The following is a 12564-nucleotide window of genomic DNA, read 5'->3' as shown; positions in this document are numbered from 1 at the left end:
ACAACTTGTACGGTTGTTGTAACAAGTTGTATTTTTGTTGTGGGAAAGGGACGCTCAGGAGTATCGGGAGGGCGGGTGGGTCCAATACCTTAATGAGTGGACGGGGACACTTTCTTGCGGATGGCCTCTTCGTAGACGGTGCATTCTTGAGGACAGTGCATTCGCGGGACGGGGTCACCTTTTAGGAAATGGTAGCGGATGTAATAGAGGGTATCGTCTTCGCCGCGTTCCGAGAGCATGCGCAGCAGAAATTCGAGCTGCGAGAGTGTCTCGGGATGGACGAACCAGAGGTGGCCGATTCCTTTTTTGAGATACTGGTACGGCGCCTGATCGGTATAAGCGTCTCCGAGGTAGACGCGGGACGCGCTGATGCGGTCCATAATCATCTCGGCGACGTAACGGCGCGGCATTGGGACGCCTTTGATGATGGTGTCACAATTGATACCGTAATCAATCCAGTATTCAAAATGATGTTTGTTGCGCCCTTTATGGTGCATCCAGGATTTTGACATGCCGGTGTCTTCGCGCTCGGCGTTATTGGGACTCCGGTCGCCCTGATAGTATTTCATGCCGACCAGAAATTCCGTCGGCGAATATTTCGAGAGGTCGTGGGTCAGTCCCTGCCAGTACAGTCCTATTTTGAAGCAGTACCGCATGACCCACATTTTGTGTGTGGTAATGGTTTTAAAGTGCTGCCATGCTTTCATCATTCTGCCTCTTCTCCTGCTTTCCTGTTAAAATTATGATACTGCGCGGCGGCACGATGACCGTTTTTGCGCTGACTTTTTTCTGATTTTCTTCTGTCAGGAAGACTTCCGGTGTGTTGGTGTCGGCCGTCAGATACCAGACCTTCTGCTCCGGGAGGGACGGCAGTGCCAGCTCATGCGGATTCCAGTGCATGTTGTAGGCAATATAGAGGTCGTCGTCCTTGTTGCCGTCTTTATCCTGGAAATAGCTTCCGCAGTACATGACGCCGATAAAACGGCATGTGTTTTCCATCTGGGAGAACCAGGCTCTCTGGCTGTGGAAGGACATATCCGGGCAGCCGTAGGATTTGTAGTCGATGAGGCGCGGCTCGCGTTCGCCGTGCAGCGCCGGATGCGCCTTTCGGAAGGCGATTGCTGCTTTTACAAAGGCGGCAAACTCCGGATTCCGAGCGGCTGCTTTCCAGTCGATCCAGCCGGTTTTGTTGTCCTGGCACCAGGCGTTGTTGTTGCCCTTCTGGCTGTTGCCGAATTCATCGCCGCCGTAAATCAGCGGTGTTCCCTGGCTTGTCATCAGCATGAGAACGGCATTTTTCAGCTGGCGGAGACGCAGCGCGCGCACAGCCGGTTTCCGGGTCACGCCTTCTGCGCCGCAGTTCCAGGTCAGGTTTTCGTTGGAACCATCCATATTGTCTTCGCCGTTGTCCAGATTGTGTTTCTGTTCGTAGGAAACGCTGTCATACAGGGTAAAACCGTCGTGATCCGCAAGATAATTGATCACACCGTGTGTCTCCGGGCTTCTTCTCAGATAATAGGTGAAGTCGGAAAGGCTGCCCTCATCGCCTTTTAAGAAGCGGCGGATATGGTACTGGTAGCCCTGATTGTGTTCCCCTAAATTCCGGAACCACGGGCGTTTTCCCTGATAGATCCGTGCGCCGTCAAAACCGAGGAAAATCAGTTTCGTCTTCCGAAGGAGTGCATCTTTGGACGCTTCTTCTGCCAGCGATGCATCGCCGACCAGATGGAAACCGTCGATCTGATAGCGGAGCTGCCAGTGGTGCAGAACCTGCAGGGCAAAACCAGAAGGCGTTCCCGGGGCAAAACAGAATTCCATCAGACATTCGATACCATTCTCATGCAGGGCATCGACCATCTCTGCGAACTCTGCGACGGCATCTGCGGATGCAGCATACGAAGCTTTCGGAGCAAAATACAGGGCCTTTGTGCCATATCCCCAATAATTCACGCGCTTCTCTTCCGCCGGCGCCGGATATACATAGGCCGGCTCCGTAAGGGAGGTCCACTCAAAAAACTCGTAGGACGGCATCAGCTCTACTGCATTGATACCGAGTTCTTTTAAGTATGGAATTTTTTCGATCACGCCGCGGAACGTTCCCTTGTTCTTTACACGGGAGCTTCCGTCTTTGGTGAAGCCGCGCACATGGAGCTTATACAGAATTGTCTCCTCATACGGCCGGTGCAGTGAGGTGGTGCGCATTACCGGGTACTCCGGGAGAAGGCAGCAGCAGGCGCCCTCTTCTTTTTCCATCGGTGCACCGAAGGTTTCTCTTCCTTCTACTGCTCCCGCATACGGATCCAAGCAGAAAGCTTCGTCCATCCGGTAGGCATACGAAAACTTTCCTACCGTCAGGCCTGTGATTTCCACGGAACTGATCACGCCAGTGCGCTCCTCTTCCGGAAGCGGCACGGTAAGAAACGGTTTCTGGTGACCTTTCCGGTACAGCAGAAGCTCTGCTTTTTTTCCATCTGATACTTCTACGGCAAAATTGTATCCGTCTTTCGTCGCCGATGCGCCCATTTTCTCCGGATTTCCCGGTAAAATTCGATATTTTCCTCTGTTTTTTGTCTGTATCATAATTCCCGCCCTTATTTTTTATAATTTGTTGCAATTGTCATACTATTAATGTAAATCATTTGAATAAAATTGTCAATTGACCAATGTTACCAATTGTTATACCTCTAAATCCAGTTCCACCGGGCAATGGTCGGAACCGAGAATTTCGGTATGGATTTTGGCATCTGCAACTGCATCTTTTAAGGACTCTGATACCATAAAGTAATCAAGCCGCCATCCTGCATTCCGCTGGCGTGCCTGAAAGCGGTATGACCACCAGGAATACGTCACGGTGTCCGGATACAGCATACGGAAGGAATCAACAAAGCCTTTTTCTTTGATCACAGCAAATTTTTCGCGCTCCTCTTTCGTAAAGCCGGCGTTTTTCTCATTTGCCTTTGCATTTTTGATATCCATCTCGGTCGCTGCGACGTTCAGATCTCCGCAGAAAATCACCGGTTTTTCCTGCTCCAGTCCTTTTAAGTAAGAAAGAAACGCATCCTCCCACTCCATCCGGTAGGCAAGGCGTTTTAATTCATCCTGCGAATTCGGTGTGTAGACGGTTACAACAAAGTATTCCGGAAACTCTGCCGTAATCACACGGCCTTCCGTATCATGTTCTTCGATTCCGATACCATAGCGAACAGAAATCGGCTCCTCTTTGGTAAACAGGGCCGTACCGGAATATCCTTTCTTTTCCGCATAATTCCAATACTGATGATAGCCGGGCAGCTCAAGGTCGATCTGTCCTTCCTGCAGCTTCGTCTCCTGCAGGCAGAAAATATCGGCATCTGCCGACTCAAAGTATTCCTGAAAGCCTTTCTTCATGCAGGCTCTCAGTCCATTTACGTTCCAGGATATCATTTTTTTCATACGCAATTCATCTCCTTTTCCTGACAGTCTGTTCTCTGCGGTTTCTGTTGCAAAACGCCGGGAACCGACTTCCGTTTTCTTTTATTCCTCTTTCAGAACATACAGCACTTCCAGCGACGCATCCGACGGTCCGTGAAATTCGCAGCCGTCTGCTTTATACTGGCGCATCAGTTCCAACATTTCTCTGCTGTACCGCTCGCCCGGGCAGATGAGCGGGATTCCCGGCGGATATGGGGCTGCCATCTCGGCTGCAATTCGTCCTTCCGCTTCTGCAAACGGAACGGCTTCCTTCTCTGCAAAATATGCCTCGCGCGGTGTCTTTACCATCTCCGGCAGGCTGCGGAACAGCCACTGCTTTTCTGTAAACTTCGTCCGCCCCGTCGTTTTCCCGCTCTCTGCTGCCGAAATTCCTGCCAGCGCATCGATCAGCCGTGTGATATCTTCCTCGCTGTTTGCCCAGGTAATAACGCAGACCACGTTCTCCTCGTCGGCAAGCTCTGTACTGACGCGGTATTCCTCGTACAGACGCACCTGCAGATCGTAGCCGGAAATACCAAGTTCTCTTGCCGAGAATACAAGACGCGTCGGGTCGATCTTCCATACGCCGCACGTTCCTTCCATCTCGGTCCCAAGAACTTCAATTCCTTTGATCTTTGCAAGCTCCTGCCGCGCCCTCTGGCCGAGTTCCAGCGCGCGTTCCATTCGCTCTTTTCCGTGCAGCGCCATCCCGCGCCGCGCCGCATCGAGGGATGCCATCAGAAGGTAGGACGGTGATGTACTCTGTACCATCTGCAGATTGGCGGCCACTCTTGCCTCATCGAGACGGCCAGAACCGAGTGATAAGAAGGAGCTCTGTGTAAAGGAACCCGCCGTTTTGTGGATACTCTGCGCGCAGGCATCCGCACCACTTTCCAGTGCGCCGAGAGGAAGCTGTTCGGAAAAATAGAGGTGCGATCCATGTGCTTCATCGACAAGAAGCGCTGCGTTGTGGCAGTGACAGATTTCTGCGATCGCCTGCAGATCACTGCAAAGACCGTAGTACGTCGGGCTGACCAGCAGTACGGCTTTCGCATCCGGCGTTTCCGCGAAGGCTTTTTCGATCGTCTCCGGCGTTACGCCGCCCCACATCTGCCATTTCGTGCTGTACTCCGGCATCACATAAACCGGTGTGGCTCCGCTTAAAATCAGGCCCATCAGCACCGATTTGTGCACGTTTCGCGGAACAATGATTTTTTCGCCCTCTTTCACAGACGAAAGCACCATCGCCTCGTTGCCGCATGTTGTGCCGTTGACAAGAAAAAAAGTTTTTTTTGCCTTCCACGTTTCCGCCGCCAGTTTCTGCGCCTCTGCAATCACGCCCTCCGCGTGATGCAGATCGTCAAGCCCTTCTGCCTCCGAGAGGTCATACGCCGCAAGCGACGCTCCGTTTAACGTCTCATCCAGCCCGCGCTCAAACCGGTGTCCCGGAATACGGAAATAGGCCGGTGCTTCCTCCCGGAACTGTTGTAACGCCTCCACAAGAGGCATTCGATTCTGATCCATTCTGCTTTGTTTCCTTTCAAACGATTTCTGAATCTTTTTCTGAAGCGAAAGAATCCTCCCCGCACCGCTGTGCGGGAAGGACCCCCTTATCTGCATTTTTCTGTTTTATATGGTTTATTCTACCGGAGTAGTCCAGCCATATTTATCTTCCAGTTTACCCCACTGGATACCGGTCAGGGTATCGTACAGTTTCTGGGTCAGCTCACCGATCTTGAAGTCATTTACAACAACAGAATCGTCCTTGTATACAAATTCACCAACCGGAGATACAACTGCTGCTGTACCAGTACCAAATGCTTCTTCCAGTGTGCCGTCATGACCTGCTTTCATCAGATCGTCAACCGACAGATGTGTTTCGTTTACTTTATATCCCCAGTCTCTTAAGATATGGATCAGGGAATCACGGGTTACGCCCGGAAGAACAGTTCCTTCCAGCGGTGCGGTGTAGATTTCGCCGGCAATCTTGAACATGATGTTCATGGTTCCAACTTCCTCTACATATTTACGATGTACGCCGTCCAGCCACAGAACCTGGGTGCATCCCATCTTCTCTGCTTTTACCTGGCCTGCGATGGAACTTGCATAGTTACCGCCGCATTTTGTAAATCCTGTGCCACCTTTGACTGCACGAACATATTCATCCTCAACCAGGATCTTAACCGGGTTGATGCCCTCTGCATAGTATGCTCCAACCGGAGTGGTGATGATAACGAATTTGTAGGATTTTGCCATATGTACGCCAAGGCTTGCCTCAGTAGCGAACATGAACGGACGGATGTAAAGAGATGTACCTGGCTCAGACGGTACCCAGTCTTCCTGTGCTTTAACCAGTGCTTTGACAGCCTCTACAAACATCTCCTCCGGTACGCCCGGCATGCAGAGTCTCTCGTTGGATTTAATCATACGGCGTGCGTTCATTTCCGGACGGAACAGCTGGATCTTTCCTTCTGCTGTTCTGTAGGCTTTCAGTCCCTCGAACGTTTCCTGTGCATAGTGAAGTACCATGGTTGCAGGATCCATCGGGATTCCGCCGTACGGTACGATTGCTGCATCATGCCATCCCTGCTCTTTGTCCCAGTCCATGACAAACATATAGTCTGTAAAGTGTTTTCCGAATCCAAGATTTTTCTGATCCGGTTTTTCCTGTAAATGTTCTCTTTTTTCAAATCTGATATCCATTTTTTGCCTCCCCGGCAGTTGAGGATAAGTTTGTTCAGCTGCCTGTATATTTAGATTCAATAGTGATAGTATAAAACTGTACCCGAAAACAGTCAATAGAAAATACGACTAATTTTTCATTTTTTCGTTCTTATTTATTGTATCTTTTCCGTATTTTCCTGTATCAGCCGCATTTTTTCTGCTTTCCCGGCACAGCCATTGTGTTTTTTTCTATTATCTGTTAGAATGGCAGACAAGAACCTGATAAGACTTGAACACGAAAAAGGAAGGTAATACAAATGAGTGAAGAATTATTCAACAGCGCATCCTGCAGCGGAGACTGCGCAGACTGCGGCAGCGACTGCCAGGATCTGGATCAGCCGACTGTTACCCTGACACTGGACGACGATACCGAAGTAAAATGTGCCGTACTGACCATTTTCCCAGCTCCGAACCAGAAAGAGTACATCGCTCTTCTGCCGCTCGATGAAAACGGCGAGAACGAAGACGGCGAAGTTTATCTGTATCGTTACTACGAAGAGAACGGCCAGCCGAACCTCGACAACATCGATTCCGATGAAGAGTACGAAATTGCAGCAGACGCATTCGACGAGCTGATGGATACCGAGCAGTTCAACGAGATGGAAGAAAATTCCACCGAAGAGTAAGAATCACAGACTTTGAAACGATTGCAGAACCCGGCGGGAGACCTTATTTTCCTGCCGGGTTTTTCTCTCTTTTTCTCTCAAATTCCCATTATTTCTTATTTGTACAGCTTTTCTGCATCTCTCTTTAAGATCTGTTTCTATTCTTTTACAGACGTATAATATATGTGAGTAGCAATTTTCATGCCGCTACATTACATAGGAATACGAGGTATCTTTTTATGAGAGATAAAGATGTGATACAGCACATTCAGGATTTATGCAAAGAGCGTTCCTGGACTTATTACCGTCTTGCAAAAGAGGCGGACATTCCCTATTCTACCTTAAATAATATGGTAAACCGCACCAATATTCCAACCATCCCTACCCTGCAGAAGCTCTGCGACGCTTTCGGCATCACACTTGCCGATTTCTTTCTCGACGAGCCGGATGCCCTGCAGCTTACCGAAGGACAACAGGAAATCATTACGCTTTACAATAATCTTTCGCTGGAGAAAAAGAAAATCTTAAAGGCTTATATGAAAGGTCTTCTGATGGAAGTCTGACTTTTCCGGCATCATAAGTATCACAGATAAAGAAAGTTCCGTTTTTTGTTTTTCTGAAACAGAGGCGGAACTTTTTTTCTGTCGATAAACTTTTCTTAAATTTTTCTAAAGCCCGGGACTTTTCCCGTATTTCGTTGTAGAATAAAGGACAACTGTTCACATATTAATCACAGAAGGAGTTACCCTTTTATGCTACAGATTCAGCATATCAAAAAAGAATACCGGACCGGGACGCTGGTACAGAAAGCGCTCGACGATGTGTCCTTAAATTTGCGCGACAACGAGTTTGTCGCTATTTTAGGGCCGAGCGGTTCCGGAAAGACGACGCTTCTGAATATCATCGGCGGCCTCGACCGCTACGACAGCGGCGATCTGATCATCAACGGCATTTCCACGAAAAAGTATAAGGACCGCGACTGGGATTCCTACCGGAACCACACGATCGGCTTTGTCTTCCAGAGCTACAACCTGATCCCGCACCAGACCGTCCTTGCAAACGTAGAGCTGGCGCTTACCATTTCCGGTGTTTCCAAAGAAGTGCGGCGCAAAAAAGCAATCGCGGCACTTGAAAAGGTCGGTCTTGGAAAACAGCTCCACAAGCGGCCGAGCCAGATGTCCGGCGGTCAGATGCAGCGTGTCGCCATCGCCCGCGCTCTTGTCAATGACCCGGAAATTCTGCTTGCCGATGAGCCGACCGGCGCGCTCGATTCCGACACCAGTATTCAGGTCATGGACCTGCTGCAGGAAGTTGCCAAAGAACGCCTTGTCGTCATGGTCACACACAATCCAGAGCTCGCCGAGCTTTACGCCAACCGGATCGTCACCCTGCGCGACGGTGTGATCTGCTCCGACACGAACCCGTTTGAGCCGGATTCCGAAACCCTGCTTCCTCCCAAGCACAAAAACATGGGCAAATCGTCGATGTCCTTTCTGACGGCGCTCTCCTTAAGTTTTAATAACCTGCGCACCAAGAAAGCGCGGACCTTGCTCACCTCGTTTGCCGGCTCGATCGGCATCATCGGCATTGCACTGATTCTGGCACTCTCCTCTGGTGTCAACGAGTATATTCAGAATATGGAAGAGGAAACTCTCTCCGAATATCCGCTTCAGATCCAGCGCACCGGCTTTGACCTCACTTCGATGATGGTCGGCTCACAGAATGCCGGCAAAGACTCAAAAGATTCCGGCAAAAAGAATGAAATCAAAGTCCAGGAAGTCGTGACCAACATGTTCTCCACCATGAACTCCAACGATCTCGCTTCCCTGAAAAAGTACCTTGACGGCGGTGCGGACGGCATTTCCGACTACACAAATGCCATCGAATATTCCTACTCCGTCACGCCGCAGATCTACCGCGAAGACGGCGATTCCATCCGCCAGGTGCACCCGGACCAGTCGTTCCGCTCGCTCGGCCTTGGCGCAAGCTCCAACAGCATCATGTCATCCATGATGAGCACCAACGTCTTTTACGAGATGCCGGACACCGCTTCCCTGTACGAGAACCAGTACGACTTAAAAGCCGGACACTGGCCGGAAAACTATAACGAATGTGTGCTTGTCCTCACTTCCGACGGCGGAATGAGTGATTTTCTGCTCTACACCCTGGGGCTCCGCGATGCACTCGAGCTGGATGAGATGGTCCGCCAGTTTTTAAATGAAGAAACCGTCGAGACCCCTTCCTCCATCGGCACGTATTCCTACGATGATATTCTCGGCACCACGTTCCGTCTTGTGAACAGCGCAGACTGCTACGAATACGACAGTCAGTATCAGGTCTGGAAAGATAAAAGCGACAATGAAGACTATATGAAAAAACTCGTTGCCAACGGCGAAAAGCTCACAATCACCGGTATTGTCCAGCCGTCCCCTGACTCTGCCGCCTCTGCCCTGACCGCCGGCATCAATTACCCGGCATCGCTGACCCGCCACGTTGTGGAGGAAGCAAAGAAATCCGAGATTGTGAAACAGCAGATGGCGGACTCCTCCATCGATGTCTTTACGAATCAGGAATTCGGCACCGTGGATCAGAACAGCGGTCTTGATATGGATTCCTTTATCACTGTCGATGAGGACAAGCTGCAGAACGCTTTCCAGTTCGACGATTCCGCACTCTCCGGTGCTTTTTCCGGTGATTCCATGAACCTTGATTTTTCCAGCGCCTTTGCGGACGCCGGAAGCAGCATGGATCTCGCGGGTGCGATTGACCTCAGTCAGATCTCTCTTAATTTCGACGGACTGCCGCAGCTTGATCTTGGCCAGATTTTATCCGGGCTTACTCTCAATGTCAGTGAAGACGGCATGCAGGAACTGGCTTCCAGCCTCATGGAGGGCTATCAGGGCTACGCCTCGGAGCACCCGGAGGCGGATTATTCCCATTTACAGGAGGATTTCGTCTCCTACATCAATTCCACGGAAGCACAGGAAATCCTGCGGCGCCACATCCAGACCATCATTGCAGACGGCGGCGGTGTTTCCATTACACAGGAACAGATCCAGGAACTCATTCAGCGGATCTTCAAAGGGTATCAGGCATACCTGATCAAGATGGGCTACACCGATCCGGAACAGTTTGATGCTTATCTTGCGGAGTATCTGCAGACCGAAGAAGCTGTTCAGATCATCAACGACTGGATTTCCGAGGTGATGCAGAACAACGGCAATATCGAAATTACATCCGACCAGCTCACTGCGCTTGCGACGGAGCTTTCTAACGGTTATCTCGCTTACGTGAAGGAGAACGGCCTGCCGGATCCGACGGAGATGGGCCAGCACTTTATCGCCTACCTGAACACGGCGGACGGCCAGCAGCGGCTGAACAGCGGTATCACAAAAATCGTCGATCTCGACGGACTGCAGTCCCAGGTTTCTTCTGCGCTCACAAACTACATGGCAGGCGTTATGGGAAGCTACTCCGCTTCTGTCGCCTCGGTTCTGCAGACACAGATCACTTCCGCGATGGAACAGATGATGACGCAGATGGCCTCTGCAATTCAGTCCGAGATGGAGCGCGCCATGACGCAGGTCGGTAATTCTCTGCAGGATTCGATGGGCGATGCCATGAAGATTGACACCGATGCCTTTGCAAGTGCCTTCCAGATGAATATGACTGAGGATGATATGAAGGAGCTCTTCGCTTCTCTTAGTTCTTCCGGCTCTTCCACCTATGAGGGCAATCTGCAGAAACTGGGCTACGCTGATTTTGACGAACCCTCTTCGATCAGCATTTACCCGAAAAACTTTGAGAGCAAGGAACACGTTGTCTCCATCCTCGACGGCTACAATGACACGATGGAAAAAGAAGGCAAAAACGAGCAGGTAATCTCGTACACCGATGTGGTCGGCACTCTGATGTCCTCCGTCACGGATATCGTCAACATCATCAGCTACGTGCTGATCGCTTTTGTCGGCATTTCCCTTGTGGTTTCCTCGATTATGATCGGCGTCATCACCTATATCAGTGTTCTGGAACGTAAGAAAGAGATCGGTATCCTGCGCGCGATCGGTGCTTCGAAACGCAATATTTCGCAGGTCTTCAATGCCGAAACCTTCATCATCGGACTCTGTGCAGGACTGATCGGCATCGGGCTCTCGCTGCTTCTGATGATTCCGGGCAACCTTCTGATCCACCATCTGGCGGATACGACGAAGGTCAGTGCTTCTCTTCCACTCGTCCCGGCGCTTGTTCTGATTGCACTCAGCGTCGTTCTGACCCTGATCGGCGGTCTGATTCCGTCGAAGAAAGCGGCAAAAAGCGATCCGGTTACGGCACTCCGGACAGAATAATCTGATCCTTAAAACACACTTTGCAAGTACGCAAAAAGCGGCCGGCAGAGGCTTTTCAAAAGTCCCGCCGGCCGCTTTTTTCTATCTTAAACTTTTATTTTTCTTCCAGAGAAAATCCATGCTCTGTCCGCACCAGTGTCGTCTCATAGAAGGTCTTTGCGAACTGCACCAGATAAGCAGTATCTTTGGCGCCTGCCGTCTCATACGGGGAATGCATCGCAAGCTGAGCCATTCCGATATCCACGCTTGTCACCGAGACAAGAGAGTTCAGAATTGCGCCAAGCGTGCTTCCGCCCGGAATGTCGGCGTGGTTTGCGAATACCTGGCACGGTACGCCGGCCTTCTCGCAGAGCATCTTTGTTACTGCCTCGGAAACGGCATCCGTTGTATATTTCTGGTTTGCGCTCTGTTTAATGACAACGCCCCCATTCATGTATACGCGGCTCTTCGGATCGTATTTCTCCGCATGTGCCGGGTGGAAGGCATGTGCATTGTCAGCAGAAACAAGGAAGCTTCCCGCAAGATCTCTGTGATATGCAATCGTGTCTTTTCCACAGGCTGCATTGATATGCTGCAGTGTCTCTGTCAGGAACGAAGAATCCGCACCCTGCTTTGTGAGGCTTCCTACCTCCTCATTGTCAAAGATTGCGCAGACATTGACCTGGCCTGTTGCCTTTGCAGCAAGAAAGCCCTTTAAGGAGCCAAACGCGCTCTGCAGGTCATCCAGACGCCCACTGGATAAAAACTCCCTGCCGGCACCCCAGATGGATCCTTCCACTCGGTTATACAGATAAAGCTCCATGGAGAGAATATCCTCTTTTGCGGTATCCGGCAGAAACAGCTCATAAAAATGATCTTTCGCTGTCTCATCACCGAGAATCGGGAGCATGTCGGTCTGCACACTGTATTTGATTCCGTTGTTGATGTCACGATTCAGATGAATCGGCAGATTCGGGATCGTCACCAGATCTCGTCCGGCATCAACCAGCACGGATTTCACGCTGTTTCCGTCACGTACCACCATGCGGCCCGCCAGGGAAAGCGGACGGTCAAACCATGGGGAACGGATCATTCCGCCGTAGCCCTCCACGTTCAGGCGGGTGTAATGACCATCCGTCACGAATGGGTCCTCTCCCTTTACTTTAAACGTCGGACAGTCGCTGTGGCTTGCGATGATCTGGTAGCTGGAAAATGCGCTCTCAGGGATCTGGAACGCAATCACCGAGGATTCATTTCTCGTCACATAATATTTTCCGCCCGGAACGAGACTCCATTCTTTTGTCTCCTCCAGTTTTGTATATCCATTTTCGTTCAGCAGATCGCCGGCTTCTTTTACCACATGAAACGGGCTTTTGCACCGCATGATAAAATCGAGCAGCTCCTGCGCTGTATTCAGGTATTCCATAGTTTTTCTCCTTTGCATATATTCAAACGCTTCT

The 12564-nt window shown here is 50.6% G+C and carries 9 protein-coding genes; 3 read left to right on the top strand and 6 right to left on the bottom strand.

Translation table 11 applies throughout. The features are described 5' to 3' along the window. Positions 1-89 precede the first annotated feature (89 nt). The 5 genes from DW743_RS03070 to DW743_RS03050 all read right to left on the bottom strand — a co-directional run bounded on the left by DW743_RS03070 (position 90) and on the right by DW743_RS03050 (position 6153). Complete coding sequence (locus DW743_RS03070) at positions 90-707, bottom strand: DUF5662 family protein (protein ID WP_226906316.1); 618 nt, start codon at positions 705-707, stop codon at positions 90-92. Beyond that, entirely contained in the window at positions 685-2580 is a 1896-nt protein-coding gene (locus tag DW743_RS03065; protein ID WP_055218161.1) for an alpha-amylase family glycosyl hydrolase, read from the bottom strand. Before DW743_RS03065 ends, DW743_RS03070 begins: the two co-directional genes overlap by 23 nt. Before the next feature lie 96 nt (positions 2581-2676). Then, a complete protein-coding gene (locus DW743_RS03060; RefSeq protein WP_117760373.1) occupies positions 2677-3432 on the bottom strand; it encodes an exodeoxyribonuclease III in 756 nt (251 codons plus the stop codon). Positions 3433-3513: 81 nt separating this feature from the next. Then, positions 3514-4974: an aminotransferase class I/II-fold pyridoxal phosphate-dependent enzyme gene (locus DW743_RS03055; RefSeq protein WP_158568528.1), complete on the bottom strand. Its 1461-nt coding sequence runs from the start codon at positions 4972-4974 to the stop codon at positions 3514-3516. A 114-nt stretch (positions 4975-5088) separates the two neighbouring features. Continuing rightward, positions 5089-6153: a branched-chain amino acid aminotransferase gene (locus DW743_RS03050; protein ID WP_117509070.1), complete on the bottom strand. Its 1065-nt coding sequence runs from the start codon at positions 6151-6153 to the stop codon at positions 5089-5091. A 278-nt stretch (positions 6154-6431) separates the two neighbouring features. Here DW743_RS03050 and DW743_RS03045 point away from each other — a divergent pair, with 278 nt between their 5' ends. The 3 genes from DW743_RS03045 to DW743_RS03035 all read left to right on the top strand — a co-directional run bounded on the left by DW743_RS03045 (position 6432) and on the right by DW743_RS03035 (position 11125). Then, positions 6432-6800, top strand: coding sequence for a DUF1292 domain-containing protein (locus tag DW743_RS03045; protein WP_117509071.1), 369 nt, complete (start codon positions 6432-6434; stop codon positions 6798-6800). Between the two features lie 218 nt (positions 6801-7018). After that, positions 7019-7342, top strand: a complete 324-nt coding sequence (locus DW743_RS03040) for a helix-turn-helix domain-containing protein (RefSeq protein ID WP_055218165.1) — start codon at positions 7019-7021, stop codon at positions 7340-7342. Positions 7343-7531: 189 nt separating this feature from the next. Beyond that, positions 7532-11125 carry an ABC transporter ATP-binding protein/permease gene (locus DW743_RS03035; RefSeq protein ID WP_117760375.1) on the top strand — a complete coding sequence of 1198 codons (3594 nt, stop codon included), beginning with the start codon at positions 7532-7534 and terminating at the stop codon, positions 11123-11125. A 94-nt stretch (positions 11126-11219) separates the two neighbouring features. Here DW743_RS03035 and DW743_RS03030 read toward each other — a convergent pair whose 3' ends face one another. Further along, positions 11220-12530: a M18 family aminopeptidase gene (locus tag DW743_RS03030; protein ID WP_117760376.1), complete on the bottom strand. Its 1311-nt coding sequence runs from the start codon at positions 12528-12530 to the stop codon at positions 11220-11222. Positions 12531-12564 lie beyond the last annotated feature (34 nt).

The organism is Blautia sp. AM28-27 (assembly GCF_003480905.1).
Classification (GTDB): domain Bacteria; phylum Bacillota; class Clostridia; order Lachnospirales; family Lachnospiraceae; genus Fusicatenibacter; species Fusicatenibacter saccharivorans.
The sequence above is the reverse complement of the archived record's forward strand: the minus strand, read 5'-3'. Positions and strand labels throughout refer to the sequence as shown.